Source organism: Bradyrhizobium sp. USDA 3364, from assembly GCF_054056355.1.
Genome location: NZ_JBSRYG010000002.1, coordinates 6278374 through 6304959 on the forward strand (window position 1 = coordinate 6278374; position 26586 = coordinate 6304959).

Sequence of the window (26586 nt, forward strand, 5' to 3'; positions counted from 1 at the left end):
CATACCACGACGTTCGTCGCAGACAAACCAATATTGACAGCGCTACCAAGCGATTGCTAATCGAACGATTGCCAAAACCGGATAAACTGCGGACAATAACGTCAGTCCAAATTGTGCCGTGCACCCAGCGCGGCCAGAACAAAACAGAGCGGTGACGGCACTCGTCGTACGTCGTCGGGAACTTGAGGAGGGAAGTGGATGTCGTCGGTCCAGATTCGCGACGTGCGGAAATCGTTCGGCAATTTTGAGGTCCTGCACGGCGTGTCGATCCCGATCGAGGACGGCGAGTTCGTCGTACTCGTCGGCCCCTCCGGCTGCGGCAAGTCGACCCTGCTGCGCATGCTGGCGGGGCTCGAGAACATCACCTCGGGCACGATCTCGATCGGCGAGCGCGTCGTCAACAATGTCCAGCCCAAAGAGCGCGACATTGCGATGGTGTTCCAGAACTACGCGCTCTATCCGCACATGACGGTCGCCGACAACATGGGCTTCTCGCTCAAGCTGCGCGGCGCCAAGCCCGAGGAAATCTCGACCGGCGTCAAGCGCGCCGCGGAAATCCTGGCGCTGACGCCGCTGCTCGATCGCTATCCGCGCCAGCTCTCCGGCGGCCAGCGCCAGCGCGTCGCGATGGGCCGCGCCATCGTGCGCGATCCGCAGGTGTTCCTGTTCGACGAGCCGCTGTCGAACCTCGACGCCAAGCTGCGCGTGGCGATGCGCACCGAGATCAAGGAGCTGCACCAGCGGCTGCGCACCACCACCGTCTACGTCACCCACGACCAGATCGAGGCCATGACCATGGCCGACAAGATCGTGGTGATGCATGACGGCATCGTCGAGCAGATGGGCTCGCCGCTTGAGCTCTACGACACGCCGGCCAACCAGTTCGTCGCCGGCTTCATCGGCTCGCCCGCGATGAATTTCCTCAAGGGCAATGTGAAGGTGAACGGCGCGGCCTATTTCGAAGGGCCGAACGGCGTCAAGCTGCCGTTGAAATCGGCGCCCGCCAATTCCGACGGCAAGCCCGCCGTCTACGGCGTGCGGCCCGAGCATTTCACCATCGCCGATGACGGCGCCGAGGCCGAGATCGTGGTGGTCGAGCCGACCGGCTCGGAGACCCAGGTGTTCGCCAAGCTCGGCGGCGAGCAGGTCGTCGCCGTGTTCCGCGAGCGCCATCTGTTCAACCCGGGCGACAAGGTTCGGCTCAAGCCGGACCCCGCCCTGGTCCATCTGTTCGACGATTCGACGGGGAAGCGATTGGATAGCTGACCATCGCCGCCCGCACGTCTCGTCAGTGCATCATTTCGACCGGGATTTCGGCCGCAGCGTTCCGGGCGGCAGGGATCATTTCTTAACAACAACCAAAAATCGGGAGAGAATTGCCAATGTCCATCTTCAACACTGACCGCCGTTCGCTGCTCAAGGGCGGCGCCACGATGCTGGCCGCCGCGGCAACGATGTCGAGCGATCAACTGCTCGGCTATGCCAAGGCCTGGGCCCAGACGTCGCAATGGAAGCCGGAGCCGGGCGCCAAGATCAATCTGCTGCGCTGGAAGCGCTTCGTGGAGGCCGAGGACGTGGCCTTCATGAAGATCGTCGACGCCTTCCAGAAGGCCAACAACGTCACGATCAACGTCTCCAACGAATCCTACGACGACATCCAGCCGAAGGCGTCGGTCGCCGCCAACACGGGGCAGGGCCTCGACATGGTCTGGGGCCTCTATTCGCTGCCCTTCCTGTTCCCGAGCAAGTGCGTCGACGTCACCGACGTCGCCGATTATCTCGGCAAGAAGTGCGGCGGCTGGGCCGATTCCGGCAAGGCGTACGGCATGCTGAACGGCAAGTGGATCGGAATTCCGGTCGCGGCCACCGGCGGCCTCGTCAACTATCGCGTCGCGGCCATGGAAAAGGCCGGCCACAAGGAGTTTCCGAAGGATCTCGCCGGCTTCGCCGATCTGGTGAAGGGCATGAACAAGAACGGCACCCCGGGCGGCATGGCGCTCGGCCACGCCTCGGGCGACGCCAACGGCTGGCTGCATTGGGCGCTGTGGGCGCATGGCGGCAAGCTGATCGACAAGGACAACAAGGTCGTCGTCAATTCGCCGGAGACGGCGAAGTCGCTCGAATACGTCAAGGGCCTGTACGACAATTTCGTGCCGGGCACCGCGTCGTGGAACGACAGCTCCAACAACAAGGCGTTCCTGGCCGGTCAGCTGCATCTCACCGTCAACGGCATTTCGATCTATGTCACGGCGAAGAAGGAAAATCCGCAGATCGCCGAGGATATGAATCACGCCCATCTGCCGGCCGGGCTCGACGGCAAGACGCGGGAACTGCACCTCGGCTTCCCGATCCTGATCTTCAGCTTCTCGAAATATCCGCAGACCTGCAAAGCGTTCACGGCGTTCATGCTGGAGCCGGATCAGTTCAATCCGTGGATCGAAGCGGCGCAGGGCTACCTGTCGCACTTCCTGCTCGGCTACGACAAGAACCCGGTCTGGACCGCTGACCCGAAGACGACGCCCTATCGGAGCGTGGCCCAGACGGCGTCGACCCCGGCCGGCGAAGCGCAGATGAGCGAAAACGCGGCGGCCGCGATTGCCGACTTCGTCGTCGTCGACATGTTTGCGAACTATTGCACCGGGCGTGAAGATGTGAAGACCGCGATGGCTTCGGCCGAACGCGCGGCCAAGCGCATCTTCCGCTAGGTGACGGCCGGCGCGGGAAGCCGTGCCGGCTCCGGTCCATGAGCGATCTGAGGTGACGCACGATCCGAACCGGTCGCGCGTCACCATCTGATTCGGAGTTGAGAGCGAATGAGCACTGTCCAGACATCGATGCCGGTGCAAGCCGCGGCGGCAGGTGAGCCGTCGGCCTGGTCGCGGCTGACGGGAAACCGCAATTTCGCGGCGTTCTGGTTCATGCTGCCGACAGCAGCGTTCCTGATCCTGTTCCTTGCCTATCCGCTCGGTCTCGGCATCTGGATGAGCTTCACCGACGAGCGCATCGGGCGCGCCGGCATCTTCGTCGGCCTGGAGAACTACCAGTGGCTTTGGGACGACGCGATCTTCTGGCTCTCGGTGTTCAACACGCTGCTGTACACCCTGGTCGCCAGCGCCATCAAATTCGCGATCGGCCTTTATCTCGCGCTGCTGCTGAACCGGCACATGCCGTTCAAGGCGATGATCCGCGCGATCGTGCTGATCCCGTTCATCGTCCCCACCGTGCTGTCGGCCATCGCGTTCTGGTGGATCTACGATTCCCAGTTCTCGATCATCTCGTGGTCGCTGATCAAGCTCGGTGTGATCCACAGCAACATCAACTTCCTCGGCGACACCGAGTGGGCGCGGGCGAGCGTGATCTTCGCCAATGTCTGGCGCGGCGTTCCGTTCGTCGCGATCACGCTCCTGGCCGGCCTGCAGACGGTCTCGCCGTCGCTCTATGAAGCCGCCACGCTCGACGGCGCCACCAACTGGCAGCGCTTCCGCTTCATCACCTATCCGCTGCTGACCCCGATCATCGCGGTGGTGATGACGTTCTCGGTGCTGTTCACCTTCACCGACTTCCAGCTGATCTGGGCGCTGACCCGCGGCGGCCCGGTCAACGCCACGCATCTGATGGCGACGCTGAGCTATCAGCGCGGCATCATCAGCGGGCGACTGGGCGAGGGAGCGGCAATCGCGACCGCGATGATCCCGTTCCTGCTCGCGGCCATCGCCATTTCCTGGTTCGGCATGCAGCGCCGCAAGTGGCAGCAAGGATCGAACAATGACTGATTCAGCTTTGCAATCGAAAGCCGCGGCTGCGAGCGCGAGCGACGACACCGAGGGCATGAGCTATCTGGAGTCGCTGCCGCGGCGCGTGGTCACGCTCTATCTGCCGCTGTTCATCATCCTCGTGGTGTTGCTGTTCCCGTTCTACTGGATGGTCCTGACGGCCATCAAGCCGGACGAGCAGCTCATCGATATGGAGAAGTTCAACCCGTTCTGGGTGATCCATCCGACCTTCAAGCACATCAGCAAGCTGTTGTTCGAGACCCAGTATCCGCGCTGGCTCTGGAACACGATGTATGTCGCGGTCGGCGCGACGTTCCTGTCGATCGCCGCCAGCGTGCTGTCGGCCTATGCGATCACGCGGCTGCGCTTCAAGGGCGCGGAGGCGGTCGGCGTCCTGATCTTCTTCGCCTATCTGGTGCCGCCGTCGATCCTGTTCATTCCGCTGGCGTCGGTGATCCAGGCTTACGGGCTGTTCGACTCGCCGCTGTCGCTGATCCTCGTCTACCCGACGCTGCTGATCCCGTTCTCGACCTGGCTCCTGATGGGGTACTTCAAGACCATCCCCTATGAGCTCGAGGAGTGCGCGCTGATCGACGGTGCGTCGCGCTGGCAGATCCTGACCAGGATCATCGTGCCGCTGGCGATCCCCGGCCTGATCTCCGCCTTTATTTTCTCGTTCACCCTGTGCTGGAACGAGTTCATCTATGCGCTGACATTCCTGCAATCGACGCCGAACAAGACGGTTCCGGTTGCGATCGTCAACGAATTCGTCGACGGCGACATCTACAAATGGGGCTCGTTGATGGCCGGCGCGCTGGTCGGCTCGCTGCCGCTGGTTATCCTTTACGCGTTCTTCGTTGAGCATTATGTGTCGGCCATGACGGGCGCCGTGAAGGAATAGGCGTCCGCCTTGGGCCGTGGAAGAACAAGAAAAGGAGCAGGGTCGTGCACATTCTGATTCTGGGCGCCGCCGGCATGGTCGGCCGCAAGCTGACCGAGCGTCTGCTGCGCGAGGGCCGTCTCGGCAAGCAGGACATCACCCGGATGACCTTGCAGGACGTGGTTGCGCCGGCCAAGCCCGCGAACGCCTCGATCCCGGTCAATGTCGTGGCGTCCGATTTCGCCGATGCCGGCGCCGCCGCGCCGCTGATCGCCGAGCGTCCGGATGTGATCTTCCATCTCGCCGCGATCGTCTCGGGCGAGGCGGAGGCCGAGTTCGACAAGGGCTACCGCATCAATCTTGACGGCACCCGCTATCTGATCGACGCAATCCGCGCCGTCGGCGGCGGCTACAAGCCGCGGCTGGTGTTCACGTCGTCGATCGCGGTGTTCGGCGCGCCGTTCCCAGAGAAGATCGGCGACGAGTTCTTCCACACGCCGCTGACGAGCTACGGCACGCAGAAGTCGATCTGCGAGCTCCTGATCAACGACTACACCCGCAAGGGTCTGCTCGACGGAATATCGATCCGCCTGCCGACGATCTGCGTGCGTCCGGGCAAGCCGAACAAGGCGGCGTCTGGCTTCTTCTCCAACATCATCCGCGAGCCGCTGGCGGGCGAGGAGGCGGTGCTGCCGGTCTCCGAGGACGTGCGGCACTGGCACGCCTCGCCGAAATCGGCGGTCGGCTTCCTGGTCCACGCCGGCACCATGGACCTGAACGCGATGGGACCGCGGCGCAATCTCAGCATGCCCGGGATGTCGGTCACCGTCGGCGAGCAGATCGCCTCGCTGGAGCGCGTCGCCGGCAAGAATGTCACTGCGCGGATCAAGCGGGTGCCCGATCCGACCATTATCGGCATCGTCTCGGGCTGGCCGCGCGATTTCGCCACTGACCGTGCGCTGAAGCTCGGCTTCACCACCGCCGAGAAGACGTTCGACGACATCATCCGCATCCACATCGAGGACGAGCTCGGCGGCAAGTTCGCTGCTTAGCTCCGCAGGCGCGCGGGTCTTGCCATGACCAGGGTTGCCAGCATCGGCGAATGCATGATCGAGCTGCGCCAGGCGCCTGGCGGGCAGATCGGTGGATTGTATTCGCGCTTCTATGGCGGCGACACGCTCAACACCGCGGTCTATTTGTCCCGGCTCGGTGTCCACATCGACTACATCACGGCGCTCGGTGACGATGCGCTCAGCGATGAGATGATCGCCGGCTGGGCGGCGGAAGGAATCGGGACCAAGCATGTCGCGCGATTGGCCGGCAAGCTGCCCGGCCTCTACATGATCCAGACCGACGACAAGGGCGAGCGGCGCTTCTTCCACTGGCGCGACAGTGCGGCCGCCCGCGAGTTGATGGACCTGCCCGATGCGGAAGATCTCCTGAACTCGCTCGCGACGTACGACCTCGTCTATCTTTCTGCGATCACGCTCTCGATCCTGCGCGAGGACGGGCGGGCGCGGCTGATGGCGGCGCTGAAGCGCGCGCGGCTGCTCGGGACACGGTTTGCGTTCGACACCAATTTCCGCGCCCGCGGCTGGCCGGACCTGACGATCGCGCGCAAGGCCTTCAGCAGTGCGTTCGAGACCGCTGATATCGTGCTGGCCTCGACCGAGGATCTGGCGCCGCTCTATCCCGGCGAGGGCAACATGGCGCTGCTCGCCGGCATCTCGAGCCCCGAAGTGGTGCTGAAGCTCGCCGAGCCCGCCTGCATCGTGCGCTCCGCCGGCGGAACGCGCGAGGTGAGGGCGGAGCCGCTGCCCAAGCCGGTGGTCGATACCACGGCGGCCGGCGACAGCTTTGCCGCGGCATATCTTGCCGCGCGGCTCGGCGGTGCCGAGCCCGAGGAGGCGGCGCGCGCCGGCCACCGTCTGGCCGGTGTCGTCGTGTGCTATCCCGGCGCGATCATTCCACGCTACGCCATGCCGCCGAAGAAGGCGCCTCGTCCCCCACCATCCCGCAAGGTTTCGCAATGACGACATCAAAGCAGGACCAGATTGCCGAGCTGATCCGCCAGGCCACCGTGATCCCGGTGCTGACCATCGAGCGGCTCGCGGATGCGGTACCGCTCGCCAGGGCGCTGGTCGCCGGCGGCGTGCGGACGCTCGAGGTGACCCTGCGCACGCCGGTCGCGGTCGACGCGGCCAAGGCGATCATTGCCGAGGTGCCTGATGCGGTGGTCGGGATCGGTACGATCCTCAATGCCGACGATCTGACGCGCGCCGAGGCGCTCGGCGCCAAGTTCGGCATCAGCCCGGGCGCGACGCCAGAACTGCTGAAGGCGGTCGCCGCCAGCCGGCTGCCCTTCGCGCCGGGAATCGCGACCGCATCCGAGCTGATGCAGGCGCTGGCCCATGGCTTCGACGTCGTCAAATTCTTCCCCGCGGAGCAGGCCGGCGGTATCAAGGCACTGCGCGCTCTGGCCGGTCCATTCCCGCATGTCAGGGTGTGCCCGACCGGCGGGATCGGCGAGGCCAATGCGGCGACCTGGCTGGCCGAGCCCAATGTGCTGGCGGTCGGCGGCTCCTGGCTATGCCCGGCGGCCGACATCCGCGCCGGCAACTGGGCCGGCATAACCGCCATGTGCGCGAAGGCGATGAAAACGCTGAAAGCCGCCTAGATCCCCGTACCGGGGTTCTAGATTCTGATTTTGACGCGTTTTCTTGACGCGAACCGGTATCCACTTCGCTCGAAAACGCTGCGAAGATACGCTACATAACTCCCTGAACAGGAACAGGGAGATACGGCCATGACCGCCAGCATCGTGGGTTGGGCGCACACGCCATTCGGAAAGTTCGACGCGGAGACCGTCGAGGGTCTCGTGGTCAAGGTCGCCAACGAGGCGCTGGCTGACGCCGGCATTGCTGCGTCCGATGTCGACGAGATCATGCTCGGCCATTTCAACGCCGGTTTCTCGCCGCAGGATTTCACCGCCTCGCTGGTGCTGCAGGCCAACCCGGCACTGCGCTTCAAGCCGACCACCCGCGTCGAGAATGCCTGCGCCACCGGTTCCGCCGCGGTGCACCAGGGCATCCGCGCCATCGAAGCGGGAGCCGCGAAGATCGTGCTGGTGGTGGGCGTCGAGCAGATGACGAAGACGCCGGGGCCGGAGATCGGCAAGAACCTGCTGAAGGCGTCGTATTTGCCGGAGGACGGCGACACGGTCGGCGGCTTCGCCGGCGTGTTCGGCAAGATCGCGCAGGCCTATTTCCAGAAATACGGTGACCAGTCGGACGCGCTGGCGATGATCGCCGCCAAGAACCACAAGAACGGCGTCGCCAACCCCTATGCGCAGATGCGCAAGGATTTCGGCTTCGAGTTCTGCCGCGCCGAGAGCGAGAAGAACCCGTTCGTCGCCGGTCCCCTGAAGCGCACCGATTGCTCGCTGGTGTCCGATGGCGCCGCCGCGCTGGTGCTGACCGATGCCGAGACCGCGAAGTCCATGGGCAAGGCGGTCAACATCCGCGCGACCGCGCATGCGCAGGACTTCCTGCCGATGTCGAAGCGCGACATCCTGCAGTTCGAAGGCTGCACCACCGCCTGGCAGCGCGCGCTCGACAAGGCCGGCCTGCAACTCTCCGATCTCTCCTTCGTCGAGACCCACGACTGCTTCACGGTCGCCGAGCTGATCGAATATGAAGCGATGGGCCTGACGCCGAAGGGCCAGGGTGCGCGCGCGATCATGGAAGGCTGGACCCAGAAGGACGGCAAGCTGCCGGTCAATCCGTCCGGCGGCCTCAAGGCCAAGGGCCATCCGATCGGCGCCACCGGCGTCTCGATGCACGTGATGAGCGCGATGCAGCTCACCGGCCAGGCGCCCGAGGGCATGCAGCTCAGGAACCCGCAGCTCGGCGGCATCTTCAACATGGGTGGTGCTGCGGTCGCCAACTACGTCTCGATCCTCGAGCCGGCGAAGTAGCTTGAACATTGCCGAATGGCTGGCGGCGACGGCGCGGGCACGTCCCGATGCGCCGGCGCTGCTGACCGGATTCGACCTCGACGCCGATTACGCGACGTTTGCCCGCCGCGCCGCCTCGATCGGGGCGGCGCTGGCGCGCGATCACGGCGTCGCCGCCGGCGACCGCATCGCGCTGTTTGCGACCAACTGCACGCAATATCTCGAATGCCTCTACGGCATCTGGTGGATCGGCGCCGCCGCGATCCCGATCAATGCAAAACTGCACGGCCGCGAGGCGGCGTGGATCTGCGGCAATGGCGGCGCCAAATTGGCTTTCGTGTCCGATGACACGATCGGTGCGTTGAGCGAGGCAAAGCACGATTGCCCCGCCGGCATGACCATGCTGTCGGTCGACGGCGACGCGTACAGGGCGATGCGAAGCGGCGAGGGCGCGCCGGCGCCGCTGCCGCGCGAGAGCAACGACCTTGCCTGGCTGTTCTATACGTCGGGCACGACGGGCCGTCCCAAGGGCGTGATGCTGAGCCACGGCAATCTGCTTGCGATGTCGCTGTGCTATCTCGCCGACGTCGATCCGGCGACGCCGAACGATGCCTCGCTCTACGCCGCGCCAATCTCGCACGGCGCCGGCCTCTACAATTTCCCGCATGTCCGCATGGGCGGCCGCCACGTCGTCCCTGAAACCGGCGGCTTCGATCCGGACGAGGTGCTCAATCTCGGCCGCCAGCTCGACAATGTCGTGATGTTCGCAGCGCCCACCATGGTGCGCCGGCTGGTCGACGCCGCGAAGAAGCGCGGCGAGAACGGCGAGGGCCTGCGCACCATCATCTATGGCGGCGGGCCGATGTACACCGCCGACATCGTCGACGCGATGGCGACGATGGGGCAGCGCTTCGTGCAGATCTACGGCCAGGGCGAGTCCCCGATGACGATCACGGCGCTGTCGCGTGACTGCCACCGCTCGAGCGGCCATCCGCGCTATCTCGAGCGGCTGGCTTCGGTCGGCACCGCGCAGAGCGTCGTCACCGTGCGCATCACCGGCAAGGACGGCAAGCCGCTGCCCGCGGGCGAGACCGGCGAGATCGAGGTCAAGGGCGCAACCGTGATGCTCGGCTACTGGAACAATCCGAACGCCAATGCCGAGACGCTGAAGGACGGCTGGCTGCGCACCGGCGATGTCGGCCGGCTCGACGCCGACGGCTTCCTGACCCTGTCGGATCGTTCCAAGGACGTGATCATCTCCGGAGGCACCAACATCTATCCGCGCGAGGTCGAGGAAGCGCTGTTGACCCATCCCGACATTCGCGAGGTTTCGGCCATCGGTGTGCCGGATCAGGAATGGGGCGAGATCGTCGTCGCCTGCGTCGTGCTGGAGGACGGCGCCACCGCCGATGACGGCAAGCTCGACGCGCATTGCCTGGCCTCGATCGCCCGCTTCAAGCGGCCGAAGCGCTATGTCTATCTCGATGCCCTGCCGAAGAACAATTATGGCAAGGTGCTGAAAACCGCGCTGCGGGAAATGATGGCCAAGCAGGCCTAGACGGGCCGCCGCGCGTCGCGAAGGGGATAGGCTGAAACGTCCAGTCGCGCTAAGCTTGGAACAGCTTGCGGAGACTGCATCCATGGGAAATGAGAGCTATCTGTCGCTGTCGGAACTGAACGACCGGATCGCGATCCTGCGCGACAATATCAGGCAATTGATCGAACAAGCGGCCGGTGCGGCCGGCGCCGAAGTCGAGGAGCGCATTTCCGAGCGCCTCGAGCAGCAGAATGCGGAGCTGGAGAGGCTCCTGAAGGCGCGCGATGCGCTGCCGGGGCACTAATTCGGTCGCGTCTCGCCTGGCATACCATCGCCGCCGCGGCGCATACGCCCATACGCCCGGCGCAGCTTGATCTCTGCGGAAAGCTCCCGTTACTAGCTCGGTAACCAGAATTTCCGGGAGCGAGCAGCACGATGGGACCATTGCAGGGTATCAAGGTCGTCGACATGACGACCGTGCTGATGGGACCCTACGCCACGCAGATGCTTGGCGACTACGGCGCCGACGTCATCAAGGTGGAATCGCCCGATGGCGACGTGACGCGGCAGATCGGTCCGACGCGGCATCCCGGCATGGGCCCGGTGTTCCTCAACACCAACCGCAGCAAGCGTTCGGTCTGCCTCGACCTGAAGAAGCCGGCGGGGCGCGAGGCCGTGCTGCGGCTGATCGCGAAGGCCGATGTGCTGGTCTACAATGTACGTCCGCAGGCGATGGCGCGGTTGCAGCTCGGTTACGACGTCGTCGCCAAGGTCAATCCGCGGCTGATCTATGCCGGCGTGTTCGGCTTCGGCCAGGACGGACCGTATGCCGCGAAGCCCGCCTATGACGACCTGATCCAGGGCGCCACCGCGCTGCCGGCGCTGATGGCGCAGACCTCGGACGGCGTGCCGCGCTACGTGCCGAATGCGCTGGTCGATCGCATCGTCGGGCTCACCGCGGTCGGTGCGATCTGCGCGAGCCTCGTGCATCGCGACCGCACCGGGCAGGGCCAGCGCGTCGACATTCCGATGTTCGAGACCATGGCCGGCTTCGTGATGGGCGACCACATGGGCGGCCTGACCTACGATCCGCCGCTCGACAAGGGCGGCTATGCGCGCCATCTGTCGCCGGACCGGCGGCCGTACAAGACCCGGGACGGCTACATCTGCGTGATCGTCTACAACGACAAGCAGTGGGAGAATTTCTTCAAGGCGACCGGACGCGACGATCTGCGCAGCGATCCGAAATTCGCGACCTTCGCCGGCCGCGCCACCAATATCGACGTGGTCTACGCCGAGCTGGCGCGCATCCTGTTGACCAAGACGACGGCCGAGTGGAACAAGATCCTTGAGAAGGCCGACGTCCCCGTGATGCCGATGCACGATCTGGAGAGCCTGCTGGACGACCCGCACATGGTCGCGACCGGCGTCTTCCCGGTGGTCGATCATCCGACCGAAGGCCGCATCCGCAGCATGACGCCGTCGGCGCGCTGGTCGGAGACCAGGGTTGAGCCGAGCCGGCTGGCGCCGCGGCTCGGCGAGCACAGCGAGGAAATTCTGCGCGACGCCGGTTTCTCCGCAGAGGAGATCGCGGCGATGCTACGCGACGGCGCGGCCAAAGCGGTGCAGGCATAGGAGCACGACCGATGGATTTCGCATTCTCCGCCAACCAGGAATCGATCCGCGACGCGGTGGCAAAAATCTGCTCGCGCTTCGACGAGGCCTACTGGCTGAAGAAGGACAAGGAGGGCGGCTTTCCCTCCGACTTCCACCGCGCGCTGGCCGACGCCGGCTGGCTCGGCATCTGCATTCCCGAGGAATATGGCGGCTCCGGCCTCGGCATTACCGATGCCGCGATCATGATGCGCACGATCTCGGAATCCGGCGCAGGCATGTCCGGCGCGTCCGCGGTGCACATGAACGTGTTCGGACTCAATCCGGTTGTCGTGTTCGGCACCAAGGAGCAGTGCCAGCGAATGCTGCCGCCGATCATCGACGGCCGCGACAAGTCCTGCTTCGCGGTGACCGAGCCGAACACCGGCCTCAACACCACGCAGCTCAAGACCCGCGCGGTGCGGCAGGGCGACAAATACATCGTCAACGGCCAGAAGGTGTGGATCTCGACCGCGCAGGTCGCCAACAAGATCCTGTTGCTCGCGCGCACCACGCCGCTGGAGGAGGTGCGCAGCCCGACCCACGGTCTCAGCCTGTTCTACACCGACTTCGACCGCAAGCGCGTCACCGTCCACGAGATCGAGAAGATGGGCCGCAAGCCCGTCGACTCCAACGAATTGTTCTTCGAGAACTTCGAGATTCCGGTCGAAGACCGCATCGGCGAGGAAGGCCGCGGCTTCGAATACATCCTGCACGGCATGAACCCCGAGCGCATCCTGATTGCGGCCGAAGCCGTCGGCCTCGGCCAGATCGCGCTGAAGCGGGCGTCGGAATATGCCAAGGGCCGCATCGTGTTCAACCGGCCGATCGGCATGAACCAGGCGATCCAGCATCCGCTGGCGAAGTGCTGGATGGAGCTCGAGGCCGCCTGGCTGATGGTGTTGCGCGCCGGCTGGCAATATGACCAGAACCTGCCGTGCGGCCCGGCCGCGAATTCGGCGAAATATCTCGCCGCGGAAGCCGGCTTCCGTGCCTGCGAGCAGGCGGTGATGACCCATGGCGGCTTCGGCTACGCCAAGGAGTATCACGTCGAACGCTATTTGCGGGAATCGCTGATCCCGCGCATCGCGCCGATCAGCCCGCAACTGATCCTCAGCTTCATCGGCGAGAAGGTACTCGGCCTTCCGAAGTCGTATTGATGAGAACAGGCTCGCGCAGACACATCGTTGTCTTTTCCCTCCCCCTGAAAGGGGGAGGGCAGGGTGGAGGTCGGCCACAGGCGAGATCGCAGGGTGCGGAGACAGATCCCCACCCGGCTTGCTCGCGCAAGCCGACCTCCCCTTTGCAAGGGGAGGTGAACAGATGAGCTTCGTCACCGGCGTCGGCCTCACATCCTACGGCAAGCATGAAGGCCTGTCCTCGCTCGACTTGATGAGCAAGGCGGCCGAGCTTGCGATCGCAGATGCCGGGCTGAAGCGCGCCGACATCGACGGCATCCTGTGCGGTTACTCCACGGTCTCGCCGCACATCATGCTGGCGACCGTGTTCGCCGAGCATTTCGGCATCCGCCCGTCCTACGCCCATGCCGTGCAGGTCGGCGGCGCCACCGGGCTTGCCATGACCATGCTGGCGCATCACCTCGTCGATGCCGGCGTGGCAAAGCACGTGCTTGTGGTCGGCGGCGAGAACCGGCTGACCGGGCAGAGCCGCGATGCCTCGATCCAGGCGCTGGCCCAGGTCGGGCATCCCGACTACGAGGTCTCGCTGGGGCCGACGATCCCGGCCTATTACGGCCTGGTCGCGACGCGCTACATGCATGAATACGGCCTGACGCAGGAGGACCTCGCCGAGTTCGCGGTGCTGATGCGCAAGCACGCGCTGACGCATCCCGGCGCGCAATTCCACGAGCCGATCACGGTCGCCGACGTGATGGCCTCCAAGCCGGTCGCGATGCCGCTCAAGCTGCTCGACTGCTGTCCGGTGTCCGACGGCGGCGCGGCCTGCGTGATCAGCCGCGAGCCGACCGGCGAGCGGCGGGTGCGCATCCGCGGCTGCGCTCAGGCGCACACCCATCAGCATGTCACCGCCGCACCGGCACTGAGCGAACTGGGCGCGGAGATCTCGATCGCGAAAGCAAAGCAGGCGTCGGGCGTCGCGATCTCGGACGTGCGCTACGCCGCCGTCTATGACAGCTTCACCATCACGCTCGCGATGCTGCTGGAAGATCTCGGCCTTGCCAAGCGCGGCGAGGCGGCGGCGCGGGTGCGCGCCGGCTATTTCAACGGGGATGGCGAGATGCCGCTCAACACCCATGGCGGTCTGCTCAGCTATGGCCATTGCGGCGTCGGCGGCGCGATGGCGCATCTGGTCGAGACGCATCTGCAGATGACTGGCCGCGCCGAGAACCGTCAGGTCCGCGACGCCTCGGTCGCGCTGCTGCACGGCGACGGCGGCGTGCTGTCGTCGCATGTCAGCATGTTCCTGGAGCGCGTACGATGAGTGGACCGATCGCCGACTGGACCAGGGGCACTGAGGCCATCGTCTACCAGACCTGCAATGCCTGCGGCGCGCGGCAATATTTCCGCCGCAGTTTTTGCACGGCTTGTGGCTCGTCCGATCTCACGGAGCATCGCGCGAGCGGGGCAGGGACGGTGTATGCGACCTCGCTGGTCTGCCGCGCCGCGACGCCCGAAACGCGGGCGCATGTGCCTTACAACATCGTGCTGGTCGATGCCGACGAGGGCTTTCGCATGATGGCCCATGGCGACAACGATCTTGCGATCGGCGACAAGGTCTCCGCGCGCTTCACCAAATTCGCGGAACGGCTGGTTCCGTATTTCGCAAAGGCGAAATGAGGGGCTGAACGATCCGGTCAGAACGCGAGACCTAGCCGAACTGGTTCGCTCCTGCCCCTCTAGTCGAGGATAACTTGTTTAGGCATCATCTTTCCGAAAACCGCTACACACTTTTCGGGATCATGCCTTAGTGCCAGTAAAAGACAAAGCTGGCGATGACGAGCATTGCCGTCACCGCCAGCACTTGCGCAAGCGCTTCCGAGGCCGCCCTCCTGGTGGCTTCCTTCATGCGTTTCCCCTAAGACCTGGGCGTGACTCATCGTTGCGCTCAGAGAACGCAAGACGGCCAGATTGTGTACTCGGAACACCCCGCGTCGAGTATTCGCTTTTGACGAGTCCCCACTCAGCGAATATCGACTGTGTCAGGGTTGTATGGGAATGCGGCGGCAATTTGACTCGCGCGTGTTGCTCCTGCGACAGCTGCCCGATAGTGTTCTGGAACCCGACAGAACGACAGCAAGATCAAGGTTAGGAAATGGCCCGTATCGACTACTCCGATCCCGCGAAGGCAAGCCCGCGCACCCGCGAGATCCTCGACAAGAACCGCAACGCCAACATCTTTCGCATGATGGCGCATTCGCCGAGCTACTTCGAACAGTACTGCCGGCTCGGCGGCGCGATCCGCCACAAGGGTGAGCTTGATCCCGTCGTGCGCGAACTCGCGATCACGCGCACCGGCATTCTCTGCGAGGCGCCTTACGAGATCGTCGCGCACAAGCGCATCGGCAAGAATGTCGGCGTCACCGACGAGCAGAACGCCGCGCTGGAGAGTTGGCAGTCGGCGACCTGCTTCAACGAGGTGCAGCGCGCCGCGCTCGCTTTCACCGACGAGATCGTCAAGCTGAAGAAGCCGACCGACGCGACCTTCAAGCCGATCGCGGCGTTGTTGACACCCGCCGCGCTGATCGAGCTGCAGCTCTCGGTCGGCTTCTACATTATGACGTCGAAATTTCTCGAGACCTTCGAGATCGACATGCAGCCGGTGACGGAAGTGGTGAGCTGACGTCTTGCCTCTCCCCGCACGCGGGGAGAGGCTGGATCGCATGAAGAGATTGCTGCGATTGCAGGGCAACGGGCCTCGTGGTTCGAGACGCGCCGCAAGCGGCGCTCCTCACCATGAGGGTTTAGGATTGCGCCGCACTACAAGCCCTCATCCCCGCGCAAAGGCTTCGCCTTTGTCGCTGGAGGAGCTCACCGCAGGCGAGCGTCTCGAAGGATGGCCGCAAGGATGGTGCCCGCCTCATCCTCGAGTGTAACAAGCACCTACCCCGACGTCAGCAGATCCACCTTCGCATTGGCCACGATCAGCCGCTCGGCGAGGATCTGCGCGAGGTTGCGCATGATCCGCTCGCCTGCGCGCGGGTGCTGCTCGCGGAAGCGCTCGAAATCCGGGATCGTGACCTCATAGGCGGTGGCGGACATGTCCGCGACCACGTCCGCCGAGCGCTTTGGCTCCAACAGCGCCATCTCGCCGAACGCCATGCCGGCGGTCAGCGTCGCAAGCCGGATGCCGTCGGGCAGGGTGACGTGGACCACGCCGCTGCGCAGGAAGAACAGTGAGGTTGCTTCGCTGCCCGCCGCGATGATCTTTTCATTCGGCTGGTAGATCCTGACCATGCAGAGCGAGGCGAGGTCGGCGATGTCAGCTTCGCTCAATCCGGCGAGCAGCGGCTGCTCGGAAAGCTCCGTCGTCTCCAGGAAGTCGATCGAGCCGCCGTAGCGGTAGACGATCTGGTCCTCCGCCCACTCGATCGCGGTGTCGAGCAGGTAGAAGTCCCTGATATTGCCGAGCCGCTTGGTCCACTCGCTGATCGTGCTCCATTCGCGCGAGGTTCGCTTGATGCCGGAGAGGATCACGGTGACGCCGAGCTCGGCCAGCTCCTGGAAGGCTTCCGCGACCAGCCGGGCGCCCGCGCGGGTCGTCGCGGTGACGCGGCGCAGCTCGAAGATCACGAACTCCGGTCGCGGGCTGCCGGCGAGGCGGCGCGAGACATAGTCGACATTGGAGAGCGACAGCGTGCCGACCAGTTCGATCACGCGCACCTCCTGGAAGTGCTTGGCCAGGATCTCCTGCTCCTGCGGCCGGCGCACCCGGCGTGACGGGTTCTTGCCGATATTGTAGTCGGCGATGATGCTGTGGCGGGCGTCGTCGCTGCGGTTCAGCATGTGCAGGTCGTAATGCGCCGACAGCGTCTCGCAGACCTTGATGCCGCGCACGCTGTTGCCATGCTTGTCGAGCTTCGGCGAATAGCTGCCGAGCCCGAGCCGCGCCGGCAGCGCCGCCAGGATGCCGCCGCCGACGCCGCTCTTGGCGGGGATACCGACGCGGTAGATCCATTCGCCGGCGTAGTCGTACATGCCCGACGAGGTCATCACCGAGAGCGTGCGCGCGATCGCGTAGGGCGTCACGACTTGCTCCTCGGTCAGCGGATTGATGCCGCGGTTGGCGAGCGTCGCCGCCATGACCGCGGTGTCGCGCGCGGTGACCAGGATCGAGCATTGCCGGAAATAGACGTCGAGCACCGCGGGCACATTCTCGGTGATCACGCTGTTGGTGCGCAGGAGATAGCCGATCGCCCGGTTGCGGTCGCCGGTGGCGCTCTCGGAGGCGTAGACCGCCTCGTCGACGTCGAGCTCGCGGCCGGCGAAGCGGCCGAGCGCCTGGCGGATATAGTCGAACGCGCCGTCGCCCTTGTCGGCATGGAGCAGGCCGGAGCAGGCGATCGCGCCGGCATTGACCATTGCGTTGAACGGATGGTTCTCGGCGTTGAGCCGGATCGAATTGAAGGGGTCGCCGGACGGTTCGACGCCGATCACGCTCTCCACCCGCTCGGCACCCAGCGTATCCAGCGCCAAGGCGAACACGAACGGCTTCGACATCGACTGGATGGTGAAGGGCACCCTGGTGTCGCCGACCTCGTAGACATGGCCGTCCAGCGTGGCCAGGCTGATGCCAAAATGGGCAGGATCGGCCTTGCCGAGCTCGGGAATGTAGCCGGCGACCGCGCCGGCGTCCTCCGGCAGGAAGTCTGCGTAACACGTGTGCAGAAACCGCAGCAGCGGCGGCTGCGAGCGGGCCCAGTTGACGGTAGAGGCGGTCACGGGAGGAGGCGATCGTTTCATCGCCTCCTGTTGTGCAACGCAATCAGGGCGCGCGCAACTGGTTCGAAACCAGCGCCTGGCGGCGGACCAGCAGCAGCGCGATCAGGACCGTCGGGGCGAGGATGGCAAGCCCGAGCAGCGTCACCTGCAACTGCGACAGCGGGTTGATCCCGCCGCCCGGTGTCGCGAGCACGAAGCCGCCGATCACGAGCAGCACCCGCAGCGGCCATTCCAGGGCGCCGGCGCCGCGGAGGTCGCCGACGAAGGCCTGATAACCCTGAATGCCGCCGCAGATGAACAGCGTGCCGCAACCCGCGAGCGCCATCAGGCCGAGGCCGGCGAGATAGGGGCTCGGTCCCTGCATCACAAGCGCCGGGTTCAGGACGAAGAAGAACGGGATGAAGTAGATGATGCTGCCGACCCACATCGATTCCCATCCGGTCTTCATCGCGGGCGAGCCGGCAATGCCGGCGGCGGCGAAAGAGGCGATCGCGACCGGCGGCGTGATCGACGACAGCATGCCCCAGTAGAAGATGAACATGTGCACCGCCATCCGGTTCAGCCCGAGCTTCTCGAGCGCCGGCGCCACCAGGATGGCGAGGAAGATGTAGCAGGCGGTGGTGGTCAGCCCGAGGCCGAGGATCAGGCTGGTGAAGGCGCACATCACGAGCAGCAGAAACGCGTTGTCGCCCGCGAGGGTCAGGAGGTCGTTGGCGAGGCTCGAGACCACGCCGGTCATCGAGAACGCGCCGATCAAAAGACCGCAGCCGGCGAGAATGCCGACCAGCTCGACGAAGGTACGGCCGTTGACCTCGAGGAATTTTGCGATGGTCGCAAGCGTCCAGCGTGTATCCTTGGAGAATATCTGGTTCAGCACCAGGAGCAGCGCGGTGGCATAGAACGGCGCGTGGCTCTCGCGCTTGAAGTAGAGCAGCATCACGATCAACAGCGCGATCACGAAGACGTAGTACCAGCCGTTCTTGATCGTATCCATCACCCGCGGCAGCTCGGCGCGCGGAATGCCCTTCAGCCCGTGGCGCGCGGCGTAGGAATCGACCTGCATGAACAGGCCGACATAGTACAGCGCGGCCGGGACGATCGCGGCGACCGCGACCTCGGCGTAGCTGACATTGAGGAACTGGGCGATCACGAACGCGGTTGCGCCCATCACCGGCGGCGCCAGCACCGCGCCGGTCGAGGCGCAGGCCTCGATCGCTCCGGCATAGGAGGCGCGGAAGCCGCTCTTCTTCATGACCGGGATCGTCATGGTTCCGGCGGTCAGCACGTTTGAGACGATCGAGCCCGACATCATGCCGAGCAGGCCGGAGGCGAAGATGCAGACCTTGGCGGCGCCGCCGCGGAACGTGCCGCACAACGCGAAAGCGAGGTTAATGAAGAACTTTCCGGCCCCGGTCATCATCAGCGCGGTGCCGAACACCAGAAAGCCGATCACGGTGTCGGCAAAGGCCTGGATCGGAATGCCGAGCAGGCTTTCGCCCGACAGCACGTGATAGGCCGTGGTCTGGTCGAGCGTGAGCTGCGAACCCCTGAACGGGCCGAGCCAGCTCGCCTCGGCAAACAGCGGATAGACGGTGAAGGGGAGCACGCTGAGCAGCAGGCTCCAGCCGCCGGTGCGGCGCAGCGCCTCCATCAGCATCACCCACATTACGAGCCCGGCGATGATGACGTTCTGCGGCGCGCCGTCGGATTCCCAGCCATACTGCGCGGCCTTGCGGACGTTCAGCATCAGCCAGATCGAGGCGGCGAACGTCGCGACCGCCAGCACGAGGTCGTACCAGGGAATCCGGTTCAGCGGCGCACGCTCGGTTCCCGGGAAGATCAGGAACGTGAAGGGCAGCATCAGCGCGATCAGGAGATAGAAGTACTCGGTGTTGAGCTGGGTGTAGTCGATGAAGAAGCGCAGCGAGAATTGCTGGTTGATGCAGAGCAGGATGGTGGCGGCGGTCGCAACCACCAGCGCCCAGCGCCACAGCCCGCGCAACGTGCGCACACGCGTGACCTCGGCCTCCTGCAGATTGTCGAGACCGGCATGCGGATCTTCAAACTCGATTCCTTTCGCAGGCGCAGCCGCGGCGTTCTCGGGCATTACGCATCCCCCAATGTTGTCCGTTTTGCCCGTAGCCTAGAGCATGATCCGGAAAAGTGCGAAGCGGTTTTCCGGAAGCACCATGCTCAAACGGGCGGAAGCGCGATGACGACTAACTCGATCTCATCGCGCGTTGGCGGGTCTCACTCAAAGCCATTCGGCATATTGGCTTTCGCAAGCGCGGCCGCGCGTGCCTTCATCCAGCCATCGAGGAAGGCCTTGTCGTCTGATGGCGGGTTCGACTTGCCGTAGTCGGTCCAGGCGGCGGCGAGTACCGCCTGGCGCTTGTACAGCGTATTGTTGTGCGCCTCCTGCTCCTCGCTCCAGTGGCCGGCTTCCTTGAGCGCCTTCACCGCGCCGGGATGCACGGGAACCACCCAGTTCTTGGTCTGCCGGTCAGCGCCGAGGCCGGCGGCTCCGGGCGCCGAATCCTTGTAGGCGTCGTAGTTGACGATCATCGCCTTGGTGATCGCATAGATCTGCTCGACCGGCTGCGCGGCGTAGGCGACGAAGATCGGGTACGGGTAGTTGCCGAGCTGGATCGGCTTGTCCGGCGAGATGCCGGCGCCGCAGGTTGCGGTTTGCGGGAAGAAGAACGAGCCGACCTTCTTCACCCGCGCCCAGCCTTCCTTGTCGTCGGCGGGGAGCGGCGGCCACATCAGGCCGCGCGGCGAAGTCTCGGCTTCCTTGGCGGGGCCGGTGATCGTGGTGCCGAAGGCGGCATCGGTGTCGTTGTTGACCAGGCCCTTCCACATCGCGCCGTAGCTTGCGAACTCGACCACCTTGACGTCGTTCTGGGTGAGGCCGCCGAAGGCGAGCATCGCGAGCGAGTTCTGGTTCAGCGCCGGCGAGCCGACCACGAAGCCGACGCGCTTGCCGCGCAGATCCTTCATCTCCTTGACGCCGGCGTCCGCCGCCACGCCGAGCGCGCCGCAATTGCAGTCGACCGACGACAGCATGAGTTGCAGCGGCTGCGGGCCCCATTCCTTGGCGCCGAACTCGAACACGCCTTCCTGCGCGAAATAGGTGCCTGATCCCATGGCGGAGGCGACCGCGCGCTTGGCGCGCAGCGGTGCGAGACGCGCGACGTCGTTGCCGGCCGGCAGCACGCGGACGTCGGTGCCGTATTTGTCCTTCATCATCTTGCCGACGCCGACCGCGATGTTGAAGCCGGCGGTGCCGGTGTCATAGGCGGTCACCGCCATGTTCGGCGGCAGCTTGATGTCCTCGGCCGAGGCGGGCAGGGCAACGATAATCGAAAAGCCGGCAAGCGCGGCAGGCGCGAGCGCCTTCAGCCGATGGATCATAACTCCTCCCATTGTTTCGCTCTGCGAAACTTTTATGGGCGGGATGATTGCATCGCGATCCGGCGATGGCAACGCTACCTCAGCCGTAACGCGGCGATTTCGGGCGCTGCATCACCGGACACATTGTCGCGGCTGTCGCTGAGGGGCGGGATCTCAGGTCTCGACGATCGCGATCGCCTGGCCTTCGGCGATGACATCGTCGATCCTGACCAGAATCGACTTGATTTTGCCTGTTGCCGTCGATGTGACCGGTATCTCCATCTTCATCGCTTCGACGAACGCAATCTCGTCGCCATTGCCGATGCTGTTGCCGGCCTCAACAGGAAGCGCGCAAACGCGCCCGGCAACTTCGGTCACAACCTTGATCTCAGGCATTCCACTCTCCGATACCGTCTTGCGGAAATTTCATCCGGCGAACGGCTTTTTGTTGTGGCGGCAGATTGCCTGAGGTAGCTTCTTCTGCAAGTGGAATTTTATTCCGCATGACGGAATGGAGCCAAAACAAATGGGACGGCGCTCGGAACGGCTTAGCAGGCAGGGAATGCTCGCCAGCGAGACAGGCGATGGCGATGTCATCCAGGTGGTGTCGCGCGCCTTCGACGTGCTGCGGTGCTTCGAGGGACACGAGGCCCGGCTCGGCAATCTCGAAATCTCGAACCGTTGCGGCCTGCCGCGTTCGACCGTGTCGCGACTGACGCACACGCTGACGCGGATGGGGCAGCTCGTCTATCTGCCGCGCGACCAGAAGTATCGGATCGGCCCAAGCGCGGTCGCGATGAGCACCACGATGATGAAGGGGTTGCAGCTTCGCAATTTGATCCGGCTGCGCCTGCAGGATGTCGCCGATCAGTTGCCGGGCACCGTGGGCTTCGTCATCCCCGACCGCTTTCACCTGGTCTATCTGGAGTTCGCCCGCGCCGCGAACGCGCTCGGCCTGCATGAGGCGACCGGCAGCCGCATCGCGATGGCGACCACCGCCGCCGGCCACGCCTACACTGCCGCGCTCGATCCCGCGATCGGCGACGCGCTGATCGCGGAGATGGAAGGCGAGTTGCCCGACAGCGCCAAGATGCTGACGCCGCGCATCGAGGCCAACCGCCGGCATCTGCAGGAGCACGGCTACGTCGTCGCCTGCGGCCTGTGGAGCCCGCACATCAACGGCGTCGCGGTGCCGCTGTGGTCGCCGCAGTACCAGACCTATGTGGTCACCACGATCGGCCTGCTCTCGGCGATGTATGACGAGGCGCGGCTGCATCGCGAGGTCGCGCCGCAAATGGTCGAACTCGCCGCCGCGCTCGGCAGCCTGCTCGAAGGCGCCGACGGCGACATCTTCAGCAATCGGATCGAGCGCAAGTCGCTTCCGGTGACCGCCCATAACAACAACAAAATCATCAAGACGGAGGCAATGAATGAACTGGAAGCCGGAACTCGACGACCTCGCCCGGCGCGAAGCGTTCGCGCGGGAGATGGGAGGCGTTGACAAGGTCAAGCGGCAACGCGACCAGGGCCGGCTCACGGTTCGTGAGCGCATCGACAAGCTCGTCGACCAGAACAGCTTTCACGAGGTCGGTGCCATCTCCGGCATCGCCGAATACGACGAGAGCAACGAACTCAAGCATCTGACGCCGGCGAACTGCGTGTTCGGCCGCGCCAGGGTCGACGGCCGCACCGTGGTCGTGGTCGGCGACGATTTCACCGTGCGCGGCGGCTCGGCGGATGCATCGATTTCCGCCAAGCCGCTGATGGCGGAGGAGATGGCGCACGACTTCCGCCTGCCGATCATCCGCGTGATCGAAGGTTCGGGCGGCGGCGGCTCGGTGAAGACGATCGAGACCAGGGGCGCCGCCAATCTGCCCGGCGGCGTCGGCGGCACCCGTTCGTACTGGTTCACGCTTGCCAATCTGGCGCAGGTGCCGGTGGTCGGGCTCGGGCTCGGCTCGGTCGCGGGTCTCGGTGCCGCGCGGCTGGCGGCCACGCATTACTCGGTCATGACCAAGAGCTCCGCGATGTTCGTCGCCGGCCCGCCGGTGGTGAAGCGGCTCGGCCAGGATCTGACCAAGCAGGAGCTCGGCGGCGCCGACATCCAGACCCGTGCCGGCGGGATCGACCAGGCCGTCGACACCGAGGAGGAGGCGTTCGATTACGCGCGGCGTTTCCTTTCCTACCTGCCGTCGTCGGTCTACGATTTGCCGCCGACCATTCCCTGCACCGACGATCCCGAACGCGCCGAGGAATCGCTGATGAAGGCCGTGCCGCGCAACCGCCGGCAAGTCTACAAGATGCGGCCGATCATCGAGGCCGTCGTCGACAAGGGCTCGTTCTTCGAGGTCGCCGCCAATTTCGGCCGCCCGATCATCACGGGCCTTGCGCGGATCGAGGGCAGGGCGGTGCTGGTGCTCGCCAGCGATCCCTTTCACTATGGCGGCTCGTGGACCGCGGACGCCTGCCAGAAGGTGGTGCGCTGGGTCGACTTCGCCGAGACCTTCCATCTGCCGGTGGTCTATCTGATGGATTGCCCCGGCTTCATGATCGGGCTCGAGGCGGAGAAGTCGGCGACCATCCGCCACGGCGTGCGGGCGATGGCGGCGGTCAACCAGAGCACGGTGCCTTGGTGCACCATCATCATCCGCAACGCCTTCGGTGTCGCCGGCGTGGTGCATCAGCCGGCCAACCGCTTCTCGATGCGCTATGCCTGGCCGTCGGCCTATTGGGGATCGCTGCCGCTCGAGGGCGGCATCGAAGCCGCCTATCGCGCCGAGATCGATGCGGCCGAAGATCCCGCCGCCAAGCTGCGCGAGATCGAAGATCGGCTCAACAAGCTGCGCTCGCCGTTCCGCTCGGCCGAGAAGTTCTGGGTCGAGGAGGTGATCGATCCGCGCAGGACGCGCTCGCTGCTCTGCGAATTCGCGCGTCTCGCCGAGCCGATCCGCACAGCGGGACCGCCGCGCAACATGTCGACGCGGCCGTAGGCTTTCACGCCGTCATTGCGAGGAGCGTGGCGACGAAGCAATCCACGCCTCCGCAAGCGGTGATATGGATTGCTTCGCTTCGCTCGCAATGACGGTGAGGGAGCAGTCGCGCGGCTACTCCGCCTCGCGATGCACGTCGTGGATCACGATGCCCATGCCGTTCTCGGGCATCTTGATCCATTCGCGATGCTTCAGCGAACGCTTGGTGTCCTCGTGTCCGCTCACCCAGTGCTCGCGCATCGAGGTGCCGGAGAATTCGTGGTCCTTGGCGTCGCCCTCATAGGCCTTCTGCTGATAGATCAGCTGCAGCAGCGTGATGCCGGGCAGGCGGCTGTTCGCCTTCTTGAGCTGGCGCTCTTCGTCCGTGAGCTGTTCGTCCGGAATCTTTCCCAGCGCGTTATGCAGGGCGGTGCGCAGATTGTAGGTCTTGCGGTAGACGTCGGTGTTGTAGCGGGTGCGCGACGAATACATGATGTCCTTGTGGCGGGCCATCACGTCCTGGATATCGCGCGGCAGCACGCCGCGCGCCGAGAACAGGTCGACCTGGAACACCAGCGAGTTGGCGTTGTCTTCCTGGTCGAGCAGATGCTGCAGCGGCGTGTTGGAGACGATGCCGCCGTCCCAGAAATGATCGGTGCCGACCTTCACCATCGGCAGCGCCGGCGGCAGCGCGCCGCTCGCCATGATGTGCTCGGGGACGATCTCGTCATGGGCGTTGTCGAAATAGATGAAGTTGCCGGAGAGCACGTTCACCGCGCCGACCGCAAAGCGCATTTTCTTGGAATTGATGCGGTCGAAATCGACCAGCTCGAGCAGCGATTCACGCAACGGTGTGGTGTCGTAATAGCTGGTGGCGGTGCGCGCGCCGGCCGGGCTGAGCCACGGATTGGTCTGGTGCGGGGTGAAGAAGCCGGGTTGCCCCAGCGTCGTCGTCAGCCATGAGCTCGTGAAGTTGCGCGCCTTGCGGAAGATGTCGCCATCCGGCGTGTAGTGCCAGATCTTGCGGCTGGTGATGCGATCCCAGAACGTGTGCAGCCGCTCCAGCCGCTTCGATGGCGGATTGCCGGCGATGATCGCCGAGTTGATCGCGCCGATCGAGACGCCGCAGACCCAGTCGGGTTCGATGTTGGATTCGTGCAGCGCCTGATAGACGCCGGCCTGATAGGCGCCGAGCGCGCCGCCGCCTTGCAGCACCAGCGCCACGCGATCGCATCCTGCGGGTCGCCAGCCGGGTGTTGCGTGCTCGATGTCGTCAAATTGAGGGGCTCGCGCGTCCATATCAGACACTCCAAAATCTGCGGCGAGAATTCAGGGCGCCGATGACGCGGTGATGACAATGGCGGTGGGCGCGCATGGCGCATCCGGCATGCCTGCCTGCATGGTTAGCATCGGCCTCATCGGCGAAACGCAGGTCACGCAAGCGCAACCGAGGTCACGCAGGCGTGCCCGAGGTCACGCAGGCGTACCCGGGGGTCACGCAGGCGTGCCTGGGGTCACGCAGGCGTGCCTGGGGTCACGCACCTGACGGAAATCCCTCATATCGCTGTCAATCTCGGCCGTTAGCTTCCGCGCAATATTTGCCAACAGGGGTTATTGCGATGCGCAGGGAAGATCTGCTCAAGCTTCCGTCCATGCCGGCCGCCGGTCCGAGCTATCCCGCCGGTCCCTACCGCTTCATCGATCGCGAATTCCTTGTCATTACCTATGAGACCGATCCGGAGTTGATCCGCGCCGGCCTGCCTGAGCCGCTGGAGCCGATCGAGCAGGCGATCGTGCATTACGAATGGATCAAGATGCCGGACAGCTCCGGCTTCGGCAGCTACACCGAATCCGGCCTCGTCATCCCCGCGCGGCTGCGCGGTGAAGAGGTCAACTTCGTCTGCCAGATGTATCTCGACGATGATCCGCCGATCGCGGCCGGTCGCGAGATCTGGGGCTTTCCGAAGAAGTACGCCCACCCCAAGCTCGAGATCGTCAAGGACACGCTGACCGGCACGCTGGAATATGCCGGCCAGCTCGTTGCGATGGGTACGATGGGCTACAAGCACGAGAGCATGGCGGGCAATGGCGACGTCACCCGCGCCACGCTCTCGAAGACCCAGGTCAATCTGAAGATGATCCCCGGCGTCGACGGCCATCTCGAGGTCTGCCAGCTCGTCGCGATCAACCTGACCGACATCGTCGTCAAGGGATCGTGGATCGGGCCGGGCCGCCTGCATCTCGTGCCGCATGTCAACGCACCGGTCGCCGATTTCCCGGTGAAGCGCGTCGTCGGCGCGCATCACTACATCGCCGATCTGACGCTGCCGTTCGGCCGCGTCGTGCACGACTACAACAAGGAAGCCGCAGAGGCGGCGGCGCCGACCGGCCTCGCTGCGGAGTAGGGCTCGGCGGCTGACATAAAACTGTAACAGGCGCGTCCTCCAATGTCGGCAAGGGACGCGCTTGCCCGGTTTGCGCGTAGGCGAGGTTTTGAACATGTCAATT

23 protein-coding genes are annotated in these 26586 nt (G+C 64.8%); 18 read left to right on the forward strand and 5 right to left on the reverse strand.

Features of this window, described 5'->3' with window-relative positions:
- Positions 1–198 precede the first annotated feature (198 nt).
- From ACVILL_RS29265 to ACVILL_RS29335, 15 genes are all read left to right on the forward strand, one after another.
- Positions 199–1266, forward strand: coding sequence for an ABC transporter ATP-binding protein (locus ACVILL_RS29265; RefSeq protein WP_456732223.1), 1068 nt, complete (start codon positions 199–201; stop codon positions 1264–1266).
- Between the two features lie 116 nt (positions 1267–1382).
- Positions 1383–2705, forward strand: a complete 1323-nt coding sequence (locus ACVILL_RS29270) for an ABC transporter substrate-binding protein (RefSeq protein WP_456732224.1) — start codon at positions 1383–1385, stop codon at positions 2703–2705.
- 108 nt (positions 2706–2813) lie between these two features.
- On the forward strand, positions 2814–3773 hold the full coding sequence (locus ACVILL_RS29275; protein ID WP_456732225.1) for a carbohydrate ABC transporter permease: 960 nt from the start codon (positions 2814–2816) through the stop codon (positions 3771–3773).
- On the forward strand, positions 3766–4674 hold the full coding sequence (locus ACVILL_RS29280) for a carbohydrate ABC transporter permease (RefSeq protein ID WP_456732226.1): 909 nt from the start codon (positions 3766–3768) through the stop codon (positions 4672–4674). Before ACVILL_RS29275 ends, ACVILL_RS29280 begins: the two co-directional genes overlap by 8 nt.
- Before the next feature lie 44 nt (positions 4675–4718).
- Entirely contained in the window at positions 4719–5705 is a 987-nt protein-coding gene (gene denD, locus ACVILL_RS29285; RefSeq protein WP_456732227.1) for a D-erythronate dehydrogenase, read from the forward strand.
- 24 nt (positions 5706–5729) lie between these two features.
- Positions 5730–6686: a sugar kinase gene (locus ACVILL_RS29290; protein ID WP_456732228.1), complete on the forward strand. Its 957-nt coding sequence runs from the start codon at positions 5730–5732 to the stop codon at positions 6684–6686.
- Positions 6683–7330 carry a bifunctional 4-hydroxy-2-oxoglutarate aldolase/2-dehydro-3-deoxy-phosphogluconate aldolase gene (eda, locus tag ACVILL_RS29295; protein ID WP_456732229.1) on the forward strand — a complete coding sequence of 216 codons (648 nt, stop codon included), beginning with the start codon at positions 6683–6685 and terminating at the stop codon, positions 7328–7330. The genes ACVILL_RS29290 and eda overlap by 4 nt, the downstream gene beginning before the upstream one ends.
- Before the next feature lie 129 nt (positions 7331–7459).
- Positions 7460–8629, forward strand: coding sequence for an acetyl-CoA acetyltransferase (locus tag ACVILL_RS29300; RefSeq protein WP_456732230.1), 1170 nt, complete (start codon positions 7460–7462; stop codon positions 8627–8629).
- A 1-nt stretch (position 8630) separates the two neighbouring features.
- Complete coding sequence (locus ACVILL_RS29305) at positions 8631–10166, forward strand: class I adenylate-forming enzyme family protein (protein WP_456732231.1); 1536 nt, start codon at positions 8631–8633, stop codon at positions 10164–10166.
- An 82-nt stretch (positions 10167–10248) separates the two neighbouring features.
- Positions 10249–10449: a hypothetical protein gene (locus ACVILL_RS29310; RefSeq protein WP_456732232.1), complete on the forward strand. Its 201-nt coding sequence runs from the start codon at positions 10249–10251 to the stop codon at positions 10447–10449.
- A 131-nt stretch (positions 10450–10580) separates the two neighbouring features.
- Positions 10581–11780 (forward strand): CaiB/BaiF CoA transferase family protein, encoded by a 1200-nt coding sequence (locus ACVILL_RS29315; protein ID WP_456732233.1) that lies wholly within the window; start codon positions 10581–10583, stop codon positions 11778–11780.
- Positions 11781–11791: 11 nt separating this feature from the next.
- On the forward strand, positions 11792–12958 hold the full coding sequence (locus tag ACVILL_RS29320) for an acyl-CoA dehydrogenase family protein (protein WP_456732234.1): 1167 nt from the start codon (positions 11792–11794) through the stop codon (positions 12956–12958).
- Positions 12959–13121: 163 nt separating this feature from the next.
- Positions 13122–14258, forward strand: coding sequence for a thiolase family protein (locus ACVILL_RS29325; protein WP_456732235.1), 1137 nt, complete (start codon positions 13122–13124; stop codon positions 14256–14258).
- A complete protein-coding gene (locus tag ACVILL_RS29330) occupies positions 14255–14614 on the forward strand; it encodes a Zn-ribbon domain-containing OB-fold protein (RefSeq protein ID WP_456732236.1) in 360 nt (119 codons plus the stop codon). Before ACVILL_RS29325 ends, ACVILL_RS29330 begins: the two co-directional genes overlap by 4 nt.
- Before the next feature lie 475 nt (positions 14615–15089).
- On the forward strand, positions 15090–15617 hold the full coding sequence (locus ACVILL_RS29335; RefSeq protein ID WP_456732237.1) for a carboxymuconolactone decarboxylase family protein: 528 nt from the start codon (positions 15090–15092) through the stop codon (positions 15615–15617).
- 260 nt (positions 15618–15877) lie between these two features.
- Here ACVILL_RS29335 and glsA read toward each other — a convergent pair whose 3' ends face one another.
- From glsA to ACVILL_RS29355, 4 genes are all read right to left on the reverse strand, one after another.
- Positions 15878–17737, reverse strand: a complete 1860-nt coding sequence (gene glsA / locus ACVILL_RS29340; RefSeq protein WP_456732238.1) for a glutaminase A — start codon at positions 17735–17737, stop codon at positions 15878–15880.
- A gap of 22 nt (positions 17738–17759) precedes the next feature.
- On the reverse strand, positions 17760–19823 hold the full coding sequence (locus ACVILL_RS29345; protein ID WP_456732239.1) for a TRAP transporter permease: 2064 nt from the start codon (positions 19821–19823) through the stop codon (positions 17760–17762).
- Between the two features lie 143 nt (positions 19824–19966).
- Positions 19967–21130 carry a TAXI family TRAP transporter solute-binding subunit gene (locus tag ACVILL_RS29350; protein ID WP_456732240.1) on the reverse strand — a complete coding sequence of 388 codons (1164 nt, stop codon included), beginning with the start codon at positions 21128–21130 and terminating at the stop codon, positions 19967–19969.
- Positions 21131–21283: 153 nt separating this feature from the next.
- Entirely contained in the window at positions 21284–21505 is a 222-nt protein-coding gene (locus ACVILL_RS29355) for an acetyl-CoA carboxylase biotin carboxyl carrier protein subunit (protein ID WP_456732241.1), read from the reverse strand.
- Positions 21506–21635: 130 nt separating this feature from the next.
- Between ACVILL_RS29355 and ACVILL_RS29360 the strand changes: the two genes are divergently transcribed.
- Positions 21636–22610: an IclR family transcriptional regulator gene (locus ACVILL_RS29360; RefSeq protein ID WP_456732242.1), complete on the forward strand. Its 975-nt coding sequence runs from the start codon at positions 21636–21638 to the stop codon at positions 22608–22610.
- Positions 22540–24099 (forward strand): acyl-CoA carboxylase subunit beta, encoded by a 1560-nt coding sequence (locus ACVILL_RS29365; protein ID WP_456732243.1) that lies wholly within the window; start codon positions 22540–22542, stop codon positions 24097–24099. The genes ACVILL_RS29360 and ACVILL_RS29365 overlap by 71 nt, the downstream gene beginning before the upstream one ends.
- A gap of 114 nt (positions 24100–24213) precedes the next feature.
- Here the strand turns inward: ACVILL_RS29365 and ACVILL_RS29370 are convergent, their stop codons facing one another.
- Positions 24214–25377: a patatin-like phospholipase family protein gene (locus ACVILL_RS29370; RefSeq protein WP_456732244.1), complete on the reverse strand. Its 1164-nt coding sequence runs from the start codon at positions 25375–25377 to the stop codon at positions 24214–24216.
- Positions 25378–25697: 320 nt separating this feature from the next.
- On the opposite strand from ACVILL_RS29370, the gene ACVILL_RS29375 reads away from it, so the two are divergent.
- The gene (locus ACVILL_RS29375) at positions 25698–26483 is read left to right on the forward strand and encodes an acetoacetate decarboxylase (RefSeq protein WP_353700324.1); all 786 of its coding nucleotides are present in this window, start codon (positions 25698–25700) and stop codon (positions 26481–26483) included.
- Positions 26484–26586: the final 103 nt, after the last annotated feature.